This window comes from Thermococcus sp. AM4, assembly GCF_000151205.2.
GTDB lineage: Archaea > Methanobacteriota_B > Thermococci > Thermococcales > Thermococcaceae > Thermococcus.
The window spans coordinates 1,081,454-1,100,019 of the sequence record NC_016051.1 but is presented as its reverse complement, the minus strand read 5'-3'; the positions used below and the strand labels follow the sequence as shown (position 1 = coordinate 1,100,019).

The following is an 18,566-nucleotide window of genomic DNA, read 5'->3' as shown; positions in this document are numbered from 1 at the left end:
AACTAAGTACATTGTCGTATATAAAAGTTTAGGAAAACGCTCTCATGTGCATGGGAACAAAAGTTAAGCGAATGGATTTAACTCCGGTGTAGTACTAATCGGGATATAAAAACCATGAACTTCGAACCCTTGTTTCCGGAACGGCTTCGAAGGAAAAGGCTAAAACGTGATCGGACGAACCAATCACGATGGTCGAGCTCTTCAACTCAAAGCTCTGCGCGGTCTGCAAGGGCCGGAAGCTCCTCTGCGGGAGGCCAACCTGTCCGATTCTCGAGCGCTTTAGGGTAGCCCGAACTGTCGAGCAGAAGCTCAACAAGCGCCACCTCTTCGGCTCCTCCCCGCCGAGCCTATTCGTCGGTGAGTACGGCTACCCAAAGGTTCGAATCGGCCCGCTCGTTCCCCCGATAGAGGGCAACACCAGCCACCTCGACAGCCCCCTCAAGTGGGAGAACAAGACGATTCGCGACATACTCTACTACCGCTCGCTTTTGGTCATGGGCGAGACGAAGGCCGATGTGAACGTAAGGAAGAGCGGGAGAATTCTGAGCGAAGTCCAGGAGCTGGCGATGTCAATAAAACCGGTGGACAGTGAGATTCTGCTGAAGAAAAAGCCGGTGCTCAAGGTTCTGCCGAGCGAGTTTGCCCCGCCCATCGGGCCCAAAGCGGAACTCCTCGACTTCGAGCTGACCGAGAACCCGAAAATCCCGAGGAGAACCGACTACGTGGTGAGCGACGAGCTGAGGGCTGAGCAGGCCATAATGCGCCTCTACGACTGGGGCTTCGATGAATACTACATCATAAGGCTCCTCTCCGCTGGACTACTTGGAATTGAGAGGAAGCTCGTCCCGACGCGGTGGAGCATCACAGCGGTTCAAGATACCATAGGCAAGAACCTGAGGCGCGAGATTCTGCACTACCCGGAGATAAACGACTACGAGGTCTACTTCTACCGCTTCCTCGGCAACCGCTACGCCGTTCTGCTGATGCCCCAGTCTTACGCCTTCGAGCTTTTGGAGGTCTGGCTCAAGGGGTCGCTCTTCGGTAGCGAGAGGCCGAGCGTGATTCACGACTACGAGGACTTCCGCGGGAGGAAGGAGTACGTCAAGGAAACTGCTGGAGCCTATCACGCCGCCCGCTTGAGCGTTTTGGAGGCCCTCAGGGCGAGAAGGAGGCAGGCGAGGGTTGTTGTCTTCAGGGAAGTTACGCCCGAGTACTACGCCCCGGTTGGCGTCTGGCAGATTCGCCTCGGCGTGAAGAAAGCTTTAAACAATCAAATCGGCCACTTCGAGACTCTCAACGAGGCACTCGACGCGATACGGAGAAGGCTTGAGCACCCCTTCGAGGAGTACCTCAAGAGGAGCTACATCTTAGGAAGCCTCGCGAGGCAGAAGACCCTAGATGAGTGGCTCGGAAGAAATTTATACCGCCTTGACCAATGAAGCCCGGTGAATGATGACCGCTCCATCCCACCGAGCGGTGATGAGTGCACCTGACCTCCTCCCCGTCAATGGCAAGGGATTAAACTGTTGGAACCCTCGCCGTTGGTGGGGAGGTTTGAGGGGTTTTCACTAGGGAACCCGTTAGAGCGGGTTCTTCGAACCCCTCCGGGAGGGCCTTCCCCCGATTACCCCTACCTCCCGATAAAGCCGGGAGGCTCGGGGTTATGGTTTTCACTACCTTCTTCAAAATGTTAAAAGCCCCCACCAAATCTGCATTCATTACAACGCCCTCCCTGTGGCACTTGAATAAACCTCTAAAAATCCTCCCGTTAGAGTGGCGTTGGCCACAGAGAGGGCAGGATTGAGAAGTGAAAGCCTCATTAACAAGCACGACTTGAATACCATACTCTTCCGCAACTTCCGTCAAGCGTTTGATAGCATAATTAAACCGCCAGACATGGGAGAGGAGGAAGTTTTGCTTTTTGCCCTTGTTAGAGTTCCGAGCTATTCCCTTTGGGTAACCAATCACAATCTTAGAAACACCCAACTCATAGAGTTTCCTAACCGTTTGTCTAACTGCCGTGTTAATGTAATGTTCAGTCTGAAGTTTCGCTTTATCGTGCATTTTCTTGAGTTTTCTACTAGTTTTAGCTCCAGACTTGTTGAGTTTTGACTGATACTCGGCGATTTTTCTTCTCCAGTAAAAGTCAATGCTTTTGAGCGGCCTTCCATTCACGAGGAAGCTCTCTCCATTCTCAACGTAGATGGCCATCAGGTTGTTTACTCCAAGGTCGATGCCAGCTGAGAGGTCTCCCTTAGGAGTTCTTGAGAGTGCAACCCATTCCTCACTTTCAAGTCTTTCCTCGACTGTGAGGCTTACGTGGGCATACCACTTCCGTTTAACGGAGTCGTAAGTGATTTCCAAGCGTCCCTGTTTCCCCTTCAAGTGTATTCTTCCTTTGAACTGGATTTTGAGTTTTCCGAACTTACCAAGTCTTCTCAATTCGAGAACATTTCCCTTAACCTGATACTGGTCGTTCCTGAGAGGAATTATGAAGAGTTTCCGCCTGTTCTTCTCTCTAATGAATTTTGGTGGTCTTGGCTTGAACCATTCGGGAAGTTCGCCATTCTTTTTCTTCCTGTTAAGCGAGAAGAATGAACGCCACGCTTCAGCGTTCTTTCGGGCTAATTGTTGAACCGTTGAACCACCAATCCAGTTTTTGAACTCATGATAAGCCTCTTTTTCCGTTCCATTAAAATCGATTTTGCCGAATTCTTTGAACTGTCTTAAGCGTTTGTAATTGAGTTTGTTCCAGACTACTGCGGTGGAGTAAGCCAACTCAAAAAGGATTTTCTCCTGCTCCTTTGAGGGCTGGAGTCTTACTGTTACCGACCGCTTCATTGCTTCTCACTTCCAGCTTCTTTTAATCTAAAGTTTCATAGTTTTAGTTACAGCCACCTCAAGGCTCCCGAATTTTCCGTATTTTTCACTGGCATTAAGAACCCCCATTAATCAATGCCATTAGTGTTAATATGGTCAAATTCATAAGCCTTTCGGCGCATGTTTTCTGACCCAGAGTGACCCCTCAGCTTATAAAAGAAAAAAGTCAGGACTGACACCACAGCTTTGGTATCCTAAATGTTTATTTAAGACCGGTCAACATACCTACTGGGTGATGTTAATGGAAGAAAGTTACCCCTGTCCCGTCTGTCAAAAGGCTACACTTGAAGAGAAATACAAGATAATAGGGTCTATTTTAAAAAGGAAGATAAAGATACTTGAGTGTCCTTATTGTGGCACGAGATTTGAGAAAGTGCTTGGAAAGAGATACAAACTAAATTGGTTTGATGCAAATAATTACTCATATCTTGCCGAAATTCCCAATAAACCCAGGACTATTGAAGAGTGGAATAGAGTAATTTCCCAGCACCTATTCCATAAGGTGCTCATAGAGTCATTGCAGTCTGGGGAATTTTTGGATGATGCTAAACTTGTTGTTTCTGCCCCAATCATCCCAAAGAAAAACGAAATTATATATCTTGGACTTCCGGATATCTCATTCTACGAACCCCGGCGTTATACCATTCGCAACTATGGAGGAGGGGGATTTAGAGTTGCAAAAGGGGTTTATATAGGTGGAGGCACATCGGTACCATATAAATTTGAAAAAATAGACCTAGTAGACGTTGGTTCATTCGTTGTGACGAATTCTAGGATAGTATTTGTCGGACAAAAGCGGACCCTCACAATTCCGTATAAAAAATTAGTATCATTAACTCCTCACAGGGACGGCCTCTTGATTGGAAAGGAGGGAAGAGAGAAGCCACTATATTTTGATGGATTTACAAAATTTAGCCTTCAATTGGGTTCTTCAGACGATTACACAACCCCAATATCCGGAGACATTTTAGTAGCTTTCATTCAAGGAGTTCTCAACAAGAATTCCCAATAGACAAAGTTTAAATTTCCCCAATGTAATTGGACGTCATGAGAAAAAAGCTCGCCCTCATAAGCCTCGACGGAAACGGGGTTTACAACCTCAAGCACATGCCGTTCCTGAGCGAGTTGGCTGAAACCGGGAGCTTCGCCGTTGTGGATTCCATCTTCCCGACGCTGACGGATTTAGTGCACACGAGCGTGATGACCGGGGTCTGGCCGAGGGACCACGGCGTCGTTGAGAACGGCTACTACGACAGGCTAACCGACAGAAAGGTGAACTTCTACGACTACGAGGTTGCCTTCAATCCCCACAAGGTCATAAAGGCCCCAACAATCGTTGACCTGCTCCGCCAGAGGGGGGTTAGAACGGCGAGCGTTTCGGGCTACACGATGCCCCCCTTCAGCGGAACCGACGTGAGGATTTTTCCGCCGTTCTTTGCGAGCGACAAGATGTACAGACAGCACGGGCGTGACTGGAGGAAAGACGTGTGGGTTCTAAACTCGGCCCTTTACCTATATGAGGAGTGCAAACCGGATTTGCTGCTCGTTCACTTCGCCTCGATAGATGGAATGAGCCACGACCACGGGCCGTTGAGTGAAGGCTCTCTAAAGGCCGTTGAGACGGTTGATACCGCGGTCAGAACCCTCTGGGAGCGCCTCAAGGACGAGTACGCTTTTATAATCTTCGCCGACCACGGGCAGGAGGAGGTTCACACGTGGGTGAACTTAAAGGTCTATTTGAGAAAGCACGGGATTGAAACGCTCCGCGTTTCCTCCGGCGGAGGCGTTCACGTTTATCTGAGAAACCCAAACGAGGCCGAGGAAGCCTTTGAAGTCCTGAGGAGGGCGCCGGGAGTTAAGGCCGTCTTCTTCCGCGAGGACCTACCTCATCTCAACAGCCCGAACAGCGGGGAGCTGATAGTCTCTGCCAAACCCGGCTACTGGTTCTGCTCCCACAGGATGTGCAAGGGGATAAAGGGGGCAAGCCACTGGGTCAAGGGCATGCACGGCTCGATGAACGAGCCTGTGATGAAGGTCCCGCTGATTCTCTGGGGGTTTGAGGAGGTTAAGCTCGACGAGTCGAGCCTCATGGACATAGCGCCGACGGTTCTGAAGTTCTTCGGAGTTGAGAAGCCGGGAAACATGGTGGGGGAGAGTCTGATATAATTGATATAATTGAAATCGGTGGCGCAGACATGGAGCTAAACCTCTACATTGACGATACAACGCTTTCGGACATAACCTCTGGTGGCCTGAGGGACCCCTTTGAAGTGTTCAGGATAGGGCAGGAGATTGAGGTAGAACCTGCTATCGAGACCACCATAGACAAAGTGGAAGTTCTAAAGAATGCCACCCCTTTAATCGAGCCCCTGGACGATGAGGGAACGTATAGAGCAGTCGCCAGAATTCTCGGCGGATACGCACGGACTATAACACCTGAAGCAGGGCGGGAAGTGCCGTGCGATGATGGGGAGGAAACCTACTGGGGAGTGGTTTACCTGGTTGTGGACTTTGGGGTTCTCTCCAGGGCAGTGATAAATTTTCCAGTCCGCTGTCGGCTTTGTAGGGCGGGACGTGAGTCGCTCATGTACGTTCCCATCGAGAAGCAACTCACAGGGGAGATTATTTTCAAACGGGGTGAGTTCATAAAAATAAAGGGTCGGCTCTCGCCTGTGCTTCTGGACTTCTGGGAGAGTGCTATCACAGTGAGACCATTCCGGGGCGTTATTAGGGGGTTCAGATTTTTACCCAGAAACGGCGGAGTGCTGAGAGTTGAGGTTACTGGGAAAGGAACGCCCCTGCAGGTGAGAGGTGGCGGCCGAATGGTCTTCGACGACTTCGCCTACGACAGCTATTACGCCAGATTTTCACCGAGAATCGATAAAGATAGGGACTCATTCAGGGTGAGGTTTAGCAACTGTAAGTGGGACGATTGAATTTTCCCCGAAAGCCTCGTCCATTAGATGAGGGACAGAATTTCATCACACAAACCAATTAATGGCAGTCCATTTCCCTTCTCCTGAAGCGAAGGGATTAAATATGCGTGGAACAAAACTTCTTCCGGTGTAGGTATGGAGGGTGTTGAGTACATTTACGACGAGCACGGGAAGATTAAGGGCGTTATAATTCCTCCTGAACTCTGGGAGAAGATTAAGGCCGAGTTCTTTGAGCCATCGAAGTACCGCGGAATTTACAGGGAAAAGAAAAACCTTGGGGAGAGCCTCAGGGAGCTGAGGGAAGAATGGGAGAGGGATTTTTGATTGACACCAACATTCTCATCTACTACCTTGCGGACGCAATTCCAGAGGAAGAGCTCTCGAAGGTTGAGGAAATACTCAGAAAGAGCTTTAATATTTCCATAATCACGAAGATAGAGTTCCTCGGCTGGAAGGGGCACACTCCGGAGGGCTTTGAGAAGTCGAAGGAATTCATAAGCTTTGCCAACATCATACCCCTCACTGACGAGATAGCAGACGTTGCCATTGAGCTCAGGCGGAAGGTGAGCATAAAGCTCCCCGATGCGGTTATAGCGGCGACGGCGCTCGTTCACAATTTAACCCTTGTTACGAGGAACGTTAAAGACTTTGAGAAGATTGAGGGACTGAGGATATACAACCCCTTTGAGAAGGTTGATGAGAGGAGTTAGCCCTCCTTTGCCTTTTTCATTCCGAGTTCTACGCCCTTGGCAATGGCCTTTTGGAGAAGTATTTCCTTATACATGTCACCGAGCCTTTTCCAGAGATACAGCTTATATATTAGCCTCGCCCAAGCACCGAGGAAGAATACAAAGAAAAGTAGCTGGGCCCAAGTACTGTTAGCATAGTCTTCAGAAAGAACAGGGCCAAAAGAAACCCAGAAGGAGAATGAGGGCAAAGTCACGAGCGACGTGAAGAGTATGCCCTTGATGAGGTTGTCCTTTTGAGCCTGAATTTCTTTTGCAGTTTCGTAGTCTTCAATCTTTCGCTCTGGCTCAAAGAGGCCAACTATTACATCATAACTTCCAATCATGATGCCAATGGCAGAATACACTCCAAGGGCAGTAATGACATCCATTTCCCTTCTCCCTCCGGGTACTTATAGATTTCCCTTCTCCCGAAGGGTATAATATCTGGAGAAAAGGTCAAAGCCACTCAATCTTGACCTTATCCTCAACGCTCTTGAACTCGTCGTCTCCGGTCAAAAGAACAGCGTCGAGATCTATCGCGGTAGCTGCGGCAAAAGCATCCGCATAACTCAACTTGTGAAAGGCCTTTATCCTGCCCGCAATGAGGGAAAGACGCTCATCAACGTGAACAAATAAAATCGGGCTTTTCAACAAATTGGCTATAATAAAATCTGCGATATCAACTCCCTTTCTGCGTGCTACGATGTAATAAACTTCACCGAGGTTTACAACGTTCATATAGACCTCCACTTCCCCCCTTTCGGCTTTTCTTAGTAAATCCCTGACTCGTTCCGCACCTCTCTCGTGAAGGAGATAGGCAAGGATAGCGTAGCTGTCGAGCACTACTCTCTCAACTTCCATTTTCTGGCCTCCAGCTCTTCTTCCTCGGCCCTTACTTCTCTCATTATTTCCTTGAGCGGCTTGTCAGACTTCAGTATTCCCATGAGTTCAATGTCCTTCTTCACAGGAACTATAACTATCTCGTTCCCAAAGTCAAGAACCTCAAGCTCGTCGCCCTCTTTGATGCCGAACTTTTCGCGAATGGCTTTGGGTAAGACTATCTGACCTTTTGAAGAAACTCTTACAGTTGTCATCTTACATTCACCAAAATAGTCTTACCTCTCAAGCATAAAAACCTTCCGACAAACACACAAGAAAGCAGAAAATAGTGGGAATTGTGAGAAAAGCTCCAGCCCTCAGCGGGAGGACTGGGCGATCCTCTCGATTTCTTCCTTCTTGCTGTAGGCGAAGCTCTTCGGGTCCCTGTTGGCGGCGGCGATTATCTCCTCGGCAAGAGCCTGGGCGAAAGTTGTCTTGTTGCGGTAGCACTTTATGCTCGCGCCGAGGGCGATGTTCTTCAAAGCTATGTCGAGCCTCCTGAGCGGGGAGACGTCAACGGCCATGTGGTAGCGGATTCCACCGAAGGCGATGGTGGTGGTGTCCTCCCTCGGGGCGGAGTTCTCGATGGCCCTTATGAGGACCTGAATGGGGTTCTGCTTGGTCCTGCGCTCGATAATCATGAATGCCTCCTTGACGACCTCGTAAGCTTTCATCTTCTTGCTCATTATCGAGCGGTGCTCGCGCCTCATGAAGTGACCGCCGGCCTTGTAGTGGCTGGCACCGCTCCTCATGACCTTGTTGATGAGCCTCTCAACGATGTGAACCTGGGCCTTGCCGAAGGGCTTCTTGGCGTGCCTGCCGTGGCTGTGGGGGAGGATCCTCGGTTCGAGGGCTATGTAGGGCCTCAGGGAGGGGTCGTTGACGGTAACGTCCTCAACGCTCCACCTGCCCATGACCTTGAGCTCCTTCGGAATGAAAAAGCGCTCTGTGATTGCCTTGGCCATTCGCTTCACCTCCTCGGCTTCTCCTTCCTGCCCTTGACGAGCTCCTTAAGGGAAACCCTGTTGACCTTGACGACCTTGTACCTGATTCCCGGAATGTCACCCATCGAACCGCCCTTAGGACCACCGATTCCCTCGATGATGACCTCGTCGTGCTCGTCGATGTGGTTTATGGCACCGTCACCCGGGGTGAAGGCGGTGACGACCTTACCGTTCTTGATGAGCTGAACCCTAACGGCCTTACGCATGGCCGAGTTCGGCTGCTTTGCCTCAACGGCGATCTTCTCGAGGACTATTCCCTTCGCCTGCGGGGCTCCCTCGAGCGGGTCGCTCTTCTCTTTGAGCCTGAGAACCCTTCTCTTGTAGCGGATGTCGCTCCAGCGGAACTTCTTCCTCTTGAGCTTGAGCTTCCTGCCGGCGAATTCACCATACGGGGCCTTCTTTCCAGCCATGATCATCACCTCATATTACCACAACATCGCTAATACCGTGGTGTCTCTCCATCAGCTGTTTCACGAGGTTTATGTTCTGGCCGCCCCTTCCGATCGCGCGAGGTTTCTCGCGCGGGCTTATGTCGAGGAGGGCGACCTTTTTTCCGTCTCTCTTCTCCGTGATGTGGATCTTTTTAACCTTAACCCCGAGGCTTTTATAAATGTTCCTCAGGAACTCTTCGGGGTTCTCGGAGTGCTCGATGAGCTCTATCTCCTTGCCTATCATGTTCTGAACGCGCTTGACGTTCGCTCCCTTCTTGCCCAGGGCGAGGCCCATCTCGCCCTTCTTGATCACGAAGATGAGCCTGTTCCTGTTGGTGTCGATGAGGCAGTCGAGCACCGTCGCCCCGGTCATGCTCTCGAAGAGGGCTATGTACTTTATCTGGTCCGTGTTCAGCTTGAGCGGCATTACTCCTTACCCCCAGCAAGCGCGAGTATTCTGCTCTCACCGGGGTCTATCACCGCGAGAGCCGAAACGGTGTGGGGTCTTCCGAGGAGCGTTCCGAGCTCGACGCTGGTTCCCTCGAACTCATAAACTGGAATTCCACTGAGCTTGGCGTAGTAGTAGATGTCCTCCTTGATGTCCGGCCTCGCGTTCTTCGCCACGATAATCATCTTGGCCCCGCCGATCTTGGCGTAGTGTATGCTCTTCTTCGCTCCCATGACCAGCTTTCCGGTATCTTGGACCTTCCTAAGCTCAAAGGCGAAATCAACCATCAACTACACCTCCCTACTCCCTTTGCGGTCTCAGGGGGAGACTCATTGTCAGCCTAACGATTCCCGTACCGACTGGCACGGGCTGGCCGATGAGCACGTTCTCAACGACACCGTTGAGCGGATCGACCTCTCCCCTCTCGGCGGCCTCGAACAGGTGCTGCGTTGTGATCTCGAAGGCCGCCCTCGCCAGGACGCTCGACTTCTCGCCGACTATTCCGTGCCTTCCTATCGGCCTTATAACCCCGTCGAGCGTCATCATGTCGGCGACGAGCATTATGTGCCTGATGTCGACCTCGAGACCCTGCTCGCGCATCGTGTTGACGATTTCCTCGATGATAGCATTGCGAGCGGCCTCTATGCCGAGTACGTCCGCGATTTCCCAGATGTTGTTCGTCCTCGTCCTCGTTGGGTCAACGCCCGGAACCTTGAGCACCTGCTTGAAGTTCGAGCCCTCGGTGTAGATGACGTACTCGTCGCCTTCCTTTCTTATGATGGTCTTTCCGACGCCAGACAGGCCTTTAAGGCGGTGCTTTTTAACCTTTTCGGCGAGCTTTCTGAGGTCTGAGAGCTTCGTTACCTTCTTTGGCCTCACTATGAGCGAGTATCCGTCCGCCTCGAACTCGGCGCTCTTGAACGAGCCGGAGAGCTTCTTGAGGATCCTCTCCATGTCAAGCCCGCTTTTCTCAAGCCTCTCGGGGTCGAGCTCAACGATGAACTCGAAGTTGAGGATGTCTATGCTCATCTCCCTCGCGAGGTTCTCTATCGTGGTTCCCTCTATTCTCCTCGCGACTTCCCTCGCCTTCTCGAGGTCGTGCCTGTGATCCTCGTCGAGGAAAACCGTCATGACGGGGGTGGATGGATTCTTCCTCGCATCGACTATCTCGATGATCCTCGGCAGACCGAGGGTGACGTTTATCTCGGCGACACCGGCGTAGTGGAAGGTGTTGAGGGTCATCTGGGTTGAGGGCTCGCCTATCGATTGAGCTGCGACCGTTCCTATCGGCTCTCCAGGCTCTACGAGTGCCCTCTTGTACTCGTTAACGGCATCTTCGATGATCGCCTCGACCTCTGCCTTCTTGAGCTTGTACTTCTTGTTGTACTCGATGAGCTTGTTGTAGAGCTCCTCCTTGATGTTATCGGGAAGCTCGGACTTCCAGACGAGGGTTTTAATCGTCTTCGCGGCAACCATGCCAATCACCTCCCGCTCCTCGATTTGAGCAGGTTTCTAACGATTATCCTGTCCACGTCGATCGTCCTGCCCTGCCAGCTCCTCATGGGATCAACGCCGTCCTCTCCATAGCGGAACTGGACGATGATTCCGGTCGGGTCTCTAACGGTTCCGTCGTAGTCGACCTTGAGGTCCTGGAGGGCGTTGATTAGCCTCCTCTGCATGTAACCGCTCTGAGCCGTCCTGACCGCTGTGTCAACCAGTCCCTCTCTACCACCCATGGCGTGGAAGAAGTACTCCTGCGGAGTGAGACCGCTCTTGTACGAGTTCACGACGAAGCCCCTCGCTCTCGCCCCCAAATCTCCTGGCTTGAAGTGAGTTAAAACCCTTCCGCGGTAGCCGCGGTAGAGTCTCTTACCACGGATTGACTGCTGGCCAAGCATCGCCGCCATCTGGGTGATGTTGAGTATCTTACCCCTCGCTCCCGTCTTGGCCATTATGACGGCGTGGTTGTTCATACCGAGGTATCTCTCTGCGACCTTACCTGCGTTGTCACGTGCCTCCGCCAAGACGGCCATTATCTTGCTCTCGAGGGTCTCCTCGAGGGTCTTGCCCGGGAGAGGTTCGAGTTCGCCGCGCTTGTAGGCTTCGATGAGCCTCTGAACCCTCTCCTCCGCCTCGCGGATTATCTCCTTGATCCTGTCCAGGGCCTCCTGCGGCAGGTCCTCGTCGTCTATGGCTGTGGTGAAGCCCTTGTGGGTTATGACCCATATCGTCAGCTTGGTAACCTGGTCGAGGAACTGCCTGGCCCTCTCGACGCCGTACTCCCTCACTATGAGGTCGAGGAGCTTTCCGTCCTCCCTACCGTAGGCCTTCTTGTCTATCGCACCGCTGAGGAGCTTTCCGTTCTGGATGTAGACGAAACCGTCGTAGGCGAGCTTTCTAACCTCCTCCGGATCGGGAACGAGCTTCTCCTCTATGAGCTTCTCAAGGGCCTCACAGCGCTCGGGCTCGTCGCAGAGCTTGTTGCGGTACCAGATGGTGAGATCGTCGGGCAGGAGGAGCGAGAATATCGTCTTTCCGCTCCAGAGCTCGACGCCGTTCTCCACCTTATCGGGCTCTGGAAGCTCGTCCACGTCAACACCGGCGAAGGTGAGCATCTGCTCGACCTCTGAGCGCGTGAAGTACGCCCCCTCACGGGTGAGCAAATAACCGCCGGAGATGTGGTCCTGAATTCCAGCGATGAGCGGCCCTCCGTAACGCGGCGAGATTATGTGGTTCTGGACCTCCATGAGGATCTTCGCTTCCGCCTGCGCCTCCTCGGTCTGGGGCACGTGCAGGTTCATCTCGTCACCGTCGAAATCGGCGTTGTAGGGCGGGCAGACGGGCAAATTGAGGCGGAAGGTCTTGTAGGGCATGACGCGAACGCGGTGGGCCATTATGCTCATCCTGTGGAGTGAAGGCTGTCTGTTGAAGAGGACTATGTCACCGTCTTCAAGGTGTCTCTCAACGGTCCAGCCTATGTCAAGTCTTTCGGCTATTATCTCGAGGTTGTTCTCCATGAGACGGATTCTCCTGCCTTCGGGATCGATGACGTAGTTTGCTCCGGGATACTTCTCCGGGCCGTTGAGGACCCTCTGCCTGAGCTTCTCGAAGTTGAACTCCGTGACCTTTTCGGGAACGGTGAGCTCCATCGCTATCGCGAGGGGAACGCCGACCTCGTTGATGCTTATCATCGGGTCTGGGCTGATAACGGTACGGGCAGAGAAGTTGACGCGCTTACCGCTGAGGTTTCCTCTAAAGCGGCCCTCCTTACCCTTGAGCCTCTGGGCGAGGGTCTTGAGGGGTCTTCCGCTCTTGTGCTTTGCCGGGGGAACTCCGGAGGTCTCGTTGTTGATGTAGGTGGTGACGTGGTACTGGAGGAGGTCCCAGAGGTCCTCAATGATGAGCTGCGGCGCTCCTGCCTCGATGTTGCTCTTGAGCCTGTTGTTGATACGGATTATGTCGACCAGCTTGTGGGTTAAGTCGTCCTCGGCTCTGATGCCGCTTTCGAGCGTGATCGAGGGCCTCATCGTAACGGGCGGAACCGGGAGAACGGTTAGGATCATCCACTCGGGCCTGCTTTTCTCGGGGTGGAGGCCGAGGAGCGGCAGGTCCTTATCCGGGATCCTCTCAAGCCTGTCCCTTATCTCGCTGGGCATCATCCTGTGCTTGTACTCGTTGCCCTCCTCGTCGCGCCTGAGCTCGTAGTAGATGGTCGGCCTCTCGAACTTGATCGGGAACTGTGGCGCTCCACAGTGCGGGCAGACCATCCTCTCCTTGGCCTTCTTGTGGATCTCCTTGATGAGCCGGTCCTTGTCCTTCTTCCTGTCGCCGATCACCTCGAACTTCTTCATGTATTCCTCTATCTCCTCGTCGGTGAGCTTTATCCTGCCGCACTCGCGGCAGGTGCTCTCAAGAACCCTCTGGATCGTTTTGGCAAAGCCGACGTGGACGACCGGTCTCGCGAGCTCGATGTGGCCGAAGTGTCCCGGGCACTCGCCGGCCCTTGCCCCGCAGGTCTCGCACCTGAGGCCGGGATCGATGACGCCAAGTCTCTTGTCCATGAGGCCGCCTTCAATCGGATAACCGTCATCGTCGTATGTATCTGGAACGGTTATCTCGGCCGCGCTCATCTTCCTGATTTCCTGAGGTGAGAGTATTCCGAACTCGATACTACCGATAACCTTCTTCATGGACTGCATGGCCATCACACCCTATCCTTCAACCTGAGGGAGGGCCTAATAACCATCGCCTTCAGCTCGTCGAGGAGCAGTTTAAACGCGTAGCTCATCTCGACCTTGCTTATCCTCTCCTCCTCACCGCAGACCGGGCAGTAGACCTTGCCGCGACGCTTGTCCTCAAGGGCTATATGGCCGCAGTTCTCGCAGACCCATACCTCCGTTTTGTCGCTCTCTTCAAGCAACCTCTCGATGAGCAGCATCGCAGCGCCGTGCCCGACGAGGACGTCACGCTCCATCTCACCGAACCTGAGACCGCCTTCGCGAGCCCTTCCCTCGGTCGGCTGCTTGGTGAGAACCTGAACCGGACCCCTTGAGCGCGCGTGCATCTTGTCGGCAACCATGTGGTGGAGCCTCTGGTAGTAGATAACGCCGACGAATATGTCCGCCTCAAGTCTCCTTCCGGTTATGCCGTCGTACATGACCTCCCTGCCGGTGTGCTTGAAACCGAGCTCTTCGAGCTCCTTCCTGAGCCTCTCCTCTGGCTCACCGATGAAAGCGGTTCCGTCAACGCGCCTTCCCTTGAGTGAGGCGACCTTTCCGCCTATGGCCTCTATGAGCTGTCCGACGGTCATACGGCTCGGAATACCGTGCGGGTTCACTATCAGATCGGGCACTATTCCGTTCTCAGTCCAGGGCATGTCCTCCTGCGGGACGATCAAACCGATAACACCCTTCTGTCCGTGCCTTGATGCGAACTTGTCACCCAGTTCCGGAATGCGCAGGTCCCTAACGGTAACCTTGACGAGCTTGGTTCCGTCGCCGGTCTCGGTTATTATGACCTTGTCGACTATACCCTTCTCGCTCGGCCTCACCGCGACGCTGGTTTCCCTTCTCTCCTGGAGGGCTATTCCCCCGAGGCCGCTCTGCTCCTCAAGGAACCTCGGAGGTGAAGTTCTGCCGACGAGAACGTCCTTTCCTTCGACCTTTGACTCTGGGAAGATTATGCCGTCCTCGTCGAGGTTGCGGTAGTACCTGTCGCCGAGGTAGCCCTTGATCGTCGGGTCGGGCTTTTCAAAGCGGTCCATCTGACCGCCGAGATATCTCTTCTCCTCGGCCTCGTACGTCCTGAAGAACGTCGACCTCGCGAGACCGCGCTCGATTGAGGCCTTGTTTATTATGATTGCATCCTCCATGTTGTAGCCCTGATAGCTGAGCACCGCAACGACGAAGTTCTGGCCGGCCGGCCTCTCCTCGAAACCGACGGCTTTCATTATGCGCGAGTTGACGAGCGGAACCTGGGGATAGTGCATGAGGTGACCGCGGGTGTCAACTCTAATCCTGAAGTTGGCCCAGCCGAGACCGAGGCTCTGCTTGGCCATACCAGCGCCGTAGGTGTTACGCGGGGCCGCGTTGTGCTCCGGGTATGGAACGAGCGAAGCCGGTATTCCGAGTATCGCGGCCGGCATGAGCTCGAGGTGGGTGTGCTCTTCAGTTACCTCCCAGGGCCAGGTTGCCACGTAGGCGTTCTCCTCTTCCTCAGCGTCGAGGTACTCAATAACGCCCATCCTTATCAGGTCGCTCCACTCGAGCTGACCGTTCTTTATCGCCTCGACGTGCTCGCGGGTGAGCTTTGGTTTGCCGTTTTCCACTATGATCAGGGGTCTCCTAACCCTGCCGTCGTCGCTGTTGACGTATATTTCCCTCACGTCCTCCTCCTCATAGATGGCGACGTTGATCACGTCGCTTATCTTTCCTGCCCTTCTGTCGGACCTTATGGTCTGGACGAGGGCTTTTCCGTCCTCTATCGTCCCTATGAGAACTCCGTTGAGGTAGACACGGTAAAGTCCGGGTGAGGGTCTTCTCTCCTCTATCGGAACGACGCCGAGCTTGAGGAGGTACTCCCTGACTTCCTCCTCGGGAATTCCGGTGGTTATCTGGGCCATCAAAGCCAAGTTCTTAACCAGACCACAGTTCGGGCCTTCCGGCGTCTCGGTGGGACAGATCCTGCCCCAGTGGGTTCCGTGCAGATCTCTCGCCTCGAAGTGGGGCTGGTCTCTGCTGAGCGGTGAAGTTACGCGCCTGAGGTGCGAGAGGGTCGAGATGTAGTTTGTCCTATCCAAAAGCTGGCTCACACCGGTTCTTCCGCCCGGCCAGGAGCCGGTGGCTAAGGCGTGCTCAATTCTCTCGCTCAGAACGTCCGGTCTGACCGAGTTCCTCACGAAGCGCTGGATGTTCTCGAAGGTGTAGCGCTCGCCCTTCCTCTGGTACGTCTTCGTCATCTGGTACTGCATGTCCTTGACGAGCTGTCCGAAGGCGACGCGGAAGAGGTCCTTGAGGAGGTCTCCAGCCAGCTTAAGCCTCTTGTTGGCGTAGTGATCCTTGTCGTCCTCACCGCGCAGGCCGAGGGCCAGTTCGAGGACCTTGAGGGCCATCATGCCGAGGTAGTAGGCTTTGGCCTTCCTGTTCTCTGGCTCAACGCCCATGTGCGGGAGGAGGTTGTTGTCTATGATGTGCTCGGCCCTCCTTAGCCGGTACTCCTTCGGCTGGCCCGGCAGGGAGAGCCTTCCAATGAAGTCAAGGGCTTCCTCCTGCGTTCTTATGTCGCTCGCGTCCTCGAGGTTGTTGAAGAGAACCTGCTGGATCCTCGGGTCCTCGCTTATGGCCTCGACGATCTCCTTATCGCTGAGGAGACCGAGGGCGCGCATCACGTAGACGAACTTGACCGGCTTTGGAACGTTCGGGATAGAAACGTAAAGGATGCCGTCCTTTCTGCTCTCGACCGTTATCAGGGCCCTGTAACCGTGCCTGTACGAGAAGACCTTGGCAACCACCTTGTTCTGCCTCTCGTCCCTCTCAACGAGGGTCTTGTTCGGAGCCAAATCCTCGATAGAAACGATAACCCTCTCCGAACCGTTGATGATGAAGTATCCTCCCGGGTCCTTCGGGTCCTCGCCGAGCTCAATTAACTCCTCGTCGCTGAGGCCGTAGAGCCTGCAGGCTTTTGACTTCAGCATGAGGGGGAGTTCTCCAATGCGGACCTCAACGGGTTCCTGCTCTATGCCGTTTACAACGGGAATCAGCTCAAGGAACAGCGGGGCGGAGTATGTGAGGTTTCTTATCCTCGCGTCCATCGGGTAAAGGGGTCTCCTCTGCCCCTGGGCCTCCTGGAAGATCGGCTCGCCGAGGCGTATCTTTCCGAACTTCACCTCGAAGTTGGGGATGTCCGGTTTGACGCCGCCGAACTCGTTTATGACCTCCTGAAGGCCGTGCTCGATGAAGGCGTTGTAAGAATCGAGGTGCTGTCTGACGAGACCCTTTTCCTTCCAGTACGACTCCATAACAATCCAGAGATCGTCGGGAGTGACATCAACCACAGTAACTCCTCTCGCGCTCATGATCCCACCTCAGAATCAGTCTTCCACGACCAGCCGGTAGTAGAGGTAAACTCCGGCCGTCGGGCTTTTTCTTTTGATTTCTATAACGTCTCCAGGCTTTGCGCCGAGCTCAACGACCGCAGGATCAGACGCCTTGATCTGCGGAAGCTGGGAGAGCCTAATGCGATACCTTCTGAGGAGCTCCTCCTTCTCCTCCTCGCTGATAACCCTGTGCTCGGGAACCAGCTCGTGCATAAACACGCTAAACTCTTTTTTCCCCGCCACCGAGAAATGCCCCCTTATAGTTTTTTACAAGAATGACCGCCACACCCATCGCCTTCCGGTTCACCTATATAAGCTTTTCGTGATTAGACTGCGGGAGGAGGTTTATAGAACTTACGAAAAGTTTAAGAATAATTCCCTGCGCTTTTCAGGCTTTTGGCGCACAGAAATGTTCAGCGAAGCCTTCGGGGAGGGGCTCCCCTCACGCGTAAACTTTTTAAATGCTCGTCCGGTACTAACATCGCGCAGGGCCGCGCGGTGGTAGTCTAGCCTGGTCTAGGACACCGGCCTTCCAAGCCGGTGACCCGGGTTCAAATCCCGGCCACCGCACCACAACAGCCCTTGCTTGCGCAAGCGCTGGCGGAGAAACTTTTCTGGTGAAAAGTTTCATCAAAGTGGGCATGCTTTTAGACGGGTTCATTTTCGAGTGGGTTTGCTCTCAAACTCGCCGTTCTCGAGCGTGTTTTTCCATTAGCGCCCTTCGGGCGCGTTTCAAGTTTAAACCCCTTTCCCAAGAGCCCTTATTAAAACAAACCCAAAAACCAACGGATCACTTGGAAAGGCATGCACTCTATCCTTGCCCCTTGTGAAGGTTTGACACTTTTGGTCAAGCTTTTTCCCAAAAGCTTGCCTGGTTATTGTTTCACTCCACAAAAGACACCAGAGAGCGCCAAAAATAAATCGAACTGCAGGGGACATGTACAGTTTAAGCGCTCTTGCCTGCCTCCTTGAGTCTAGATCCCCGAGAGGATCTCCTGCTCAACGAGGCCCACTATGTCCCTGTGAATGTCCTCGATGCTGTTCTGGGCGTTCACGATCCTTATCTCCGGAAACATCTCCGCCAGCTTGAGGTAGTTCTCCCTGACCTTTTTCTGAAGTTCCAGTATTTTGTCGAACTCGGTCTTAATGCTCCTCCCGTTTATCCTCCTCATGCTCTCCTTAACCGGGAGGTCGAGGAGAACCACGAGATCCGGCCGAACGGCGAACCTGTTGAGGTCTATAAGCCACTGGAGGTCGAGCCCCCTCGCCCACTGGTAGGCGAGTGATGAGTAGAAGTAACGGTCGGAGATGACGACCTTTCCCGATTCCAAAGCGGGCCTTATCAGTTTGTGAACGTGTTCGGCCCTATCCGCCGCGAAGAGCAGGGCCTCCGCCTCATGGCTTATTCGAGCCCCGTCGATTATACCCTCCCGTCCGCCAGTGAGAACGAGCTTCCTTATCAGCTTTCCAAAGGCAGTGTCCGTTGGTTCCTTGGTGAGCACGACCTCGTAACCTTTCCTTTCAAACCACTTCGCGAGCAGCTTTGCCTGCGTTGACTTACCGGCGCCATCGATGCCCTCGATGACCACGAATATACCCACCGCTTTCACCTCCAGAACCTGGAGTAAGTGGGGGGAGTGGTTTTTAATGGTTGTCATGGAGGGAA

General features: G+C 53.4%; 19 protein-coding genes and 1 tRNA gene. 7 read left to right on the top strand and 13 right to left on the bottom strand.

The features are described from left to right. Positions 1-188 precede the first annotated feature (188 nt). Complete coding sequence (locus tag TAM4_RS05865) at positions 189-1,439, top strand: Nre family DNA repair protein (RefSeq protein WP_014122328.1); 1,251 nt, start codon at positions 189-191, stop codon at positions 1,437-1,439. Between the two features lie 79 nt (positions 1,440-1,518). On the opposite strand, the gene TAM4_RS05860 is transcribed toward TAM4_RS05865, so the two are convergent. Beyond that, a complete protein-coding gene (locus TAM4_RS05860) occupies positions 1,519-2,841 on the bottom strand; it encodes an RNA-guided endonuclease TnpB family protein (protein ID WP_014122327.1) in 1,323 nt (440 codons plus the stop codon). A gap of 280 nt (positions 2,842-3,121) precedes the next feature. Here TAM4_RS05860 and TAM4_RS05855 point away from each other — a divergent pair, with 280 nt between their 5' ends. The 5 genes from TAM4_RS05855 to TAM4_RS05835 all read left to right on the top strand — a co-directional run bounded on the left by TAM4_RS05855 (position 3,122) and on the right by TAM4_RS05835 (position 6,526). Beyond that, the gene (locus TAM4_RS05855; protein WP_014122326.1) at positions 3,122-3,892 is read left to right on the top strand and encodes a hypothetical protein; all 771 of its coding nucleotides are present in this window, start codon (positions 3,122-3,124) and stop codon (positions 3,890-3,892) included. Between the two features lie 35 nt (positions 3,893-3,927). After that, the gene (locus TAM4_RS05850; RefSeq protein ID WP_014122325.1) at positions 3,928-5,046 is read left to right on the top strand and encodes an alkaline phosphatase family protein; all 1,119 of its coding nucleotides are present in this window, start codon (positions 3,928-3,930) and stop codon (positions 5,044-5,046) included. A 29-nt stretch (positions 5,047-5,075) separates the two neighbouring features. Continuing rightward, positions 5,076-5,816, top strand: a complete 741-nt coding sequence (locus TAM4_RS05845) for a hypothetical protein (protein ID WP_048150097.1) — start codon at positions 5,076-5,078, stop codon at positions 5,814-5,816. Between the two features lie 135 nt (positions 5,817-5,951). Next, positions 5,952-6,140 carry a hypothetical protein gene (locus TAM4_RS05840; RefSeq protein WP_014122323.1) on the top strand — a complete coding sequence of 63 codons (189 nt, stop codon included), beginning with the start codon at positions 5,952-5,954 and terminating at the stop codon, positions 6,138-6,140. After that, complete coding sequence (locus tag TAM4_RS05835; RefSeq protein ID WP_048150090.1) at positions 6,122-6,526, top strand: type II toxin-antitoxin system VapC family toxin; 405 nt, start codon at positions 6,122-6,124, stop codon at positions 6,524-6,526. Before TAM4_RS05840 ends, TAM4_RS05835 begins: the two co-directional genes overlap by 19 nt. On the opposite strand, the gene TAM4_RS05830 is transcribed toward TAM4_RS05835, so the two are convergent. The 11 genes from TAM4_RS05830 to TAM4_RS05780 all read right to left on the bottom strand — a co-directional run bounded on the left by TAM4_RS05830 (position 6,523) and on the right by TAM4_RS05780 (position 17,143). Continuing rightward, on the bottom strand, positions 6,523-6,933 hold the full coding sequence (locus tag TAM4_RS05830; protein ID WP_014122321.1) for a hypothetical protein: 411 nt from the start codon (positions 6,931-6,933) through the stop codon (positions 6,523-6,525). The two genes, TAM4_RS05835 and TAM4_RS05830, sit on opposite strands and share 4 nt — an antisense overlap. Positions 6,934-7,000: 67 nt before the next feature. Then, positions 7,001-7,405 carry a type II toxin-antitoxin system VapC family toxin gene (locus TAM4_RS05825; protein ID WP_048150088.1) on the bottom strand — a complete coding sequence of 135 codons (405 nt, stop codon included), beginning with the start codon at positions 7,403-7,405 and terminating at the stop codon, positions 7,001-7,003. Continuing rightward, a complete protein-coding gene (locus tag TAM4_RS05820; RefSeq protein ID WP_014122319.1) occupies positions 7,387-7,638 on the bottom strand; it encodes an AbrB/MazE/SpoVT family DNA-binding domain-containing protein in 252 nt (83 codons plus the stop codon). Before TAM4_RS05820 ends, TAM4_RS05825 begins: the two co-directional genes overlap by 19 nt. Positions 7,639-7,740: 102 nt before the next feature. After that, the gene (gene rpsG / locus TAM4_RS05815) at positions 7,741-8,388 is read right to left on the bottom strand and encodes a 30S ribosomal protein S7 (RefSeq protein ID WP_014122318.1); all 648 of its coding nucleotides are present in this window, start codon (positions 8,386-8,388) and stop codon (positions 7,741-7,743) included. Positions 8,389-8,393: 5 nt separating this feature from the next. After that, positions 8,394-8,837 (bottom strand): 30S ribosomal protein S12, encoded by a 444-nt coding sequence (locus TAM4_RS05810; protein ID WP_014122317.1) that lies wholly within the window; start codon positions 8,835-8,837, stop codon positions 8,394-8,396. Between the two features lie 10 nt (positions 8,838-8,847). Next, entirely contained in the window at positions 8,848-9,285 is a 438-nt protein-coding gene (locus TAM4_RS05805) for a NusA-like transcription termination signal-binding factor (RefSeq protein ID WP_014122316.1), read from the bottom strand. Next, on the bottom strand, positions 9,285-9,593 hold the full coding sequence (locus TAM4_RS05800; RefSeq protein WP_014122315.1) for a 50S ribosomal protein L30e: 309 nt from the start codon (positions 9,591-9,593) through the stop codon (positions 9,285-9,287). The genes TAM4_RS05805 and TAM4_RS05800 overlap by 1 nt, the downstream gene beginning before the upstream one ends. A gap of 13 nt (positions 9,594-9,606) precedes the next feature. Continuing rightward, positions 9,607-10,782 (bottom strand): DNA-directed RNA polymerase subunit A'', encoded by a 1,176-nt coding sequence (gene rpoA2, locus TAM4_RS05795; protein WP_014122314.1) that lies wholly within the window; start codon positions 10,780-10,782, stop codon positions 9,607-9,609. Between the two features lie 5 nt (positions 10,783-10,787). After that, complete coding sequence (locus TAM4_RS05790) at positions 10,788-13,505, bottom strand: DNA-directed RNA polymerase subunit A' (RefSeq protein WP_014122313.1); 2,718 nt, start codon at positions 13,503-13,505, stop codon at positions 10,788-10,790. A 5-nt stretch (positions 13,506-13,510) separates the two neighbouring features. Beyond that, a complete protein-coding gene (locus TAM4_RS05785; RefSeq protein ID WP_014122312.1) occupies positions 13,511-16,879 on the bottom strand; it encodes a DNA-directed RNA polymerase subunit B in 3,369 nt (1,122 codons plus the stop codon). Between the two features lie 15 nt (positions 16,880-16,894). After that, the gene (locus TAM4_RS05780; RefSeq protein WP_015859535.1) at positions 16,895-17,143 is read right to left on the bottom strand and encodes a DNA-directed RNA polymerase subunit H; all 249 of its coding nucleotides are present in this window, start codon (positions 17,141-17,143) and stop codon (positions 16,895-16,897) included. Positions 17,144-17,395: 252 nt separating this feature from the next. Between TAM4_RS05780 and TAM4_RS05775 the strand changes: the two genes are divergently transcribed. Next, positions 17,396-17,473 (top strand) — tRNA-Gly (locus TAM4_RS05775). A gap of 401 nt (positions 17,474-17,874) precedes the next feature. Here TAM4_RS05775 and tmk read toward each other — a convergent pair. Next, on the bottom strand, positions 17,875-18,501 hold the full coding sequence (tmk, locus tag TAM4_RS05770; RefSeq protein WP_048150077.1) for a dTMP kinase: 627 nt from the start codon (positions 18,499-18,501) through the stop codon (positions 17,875-17,877). Positions 18,502-18,566: the final 65 nt, after the last annotated feature.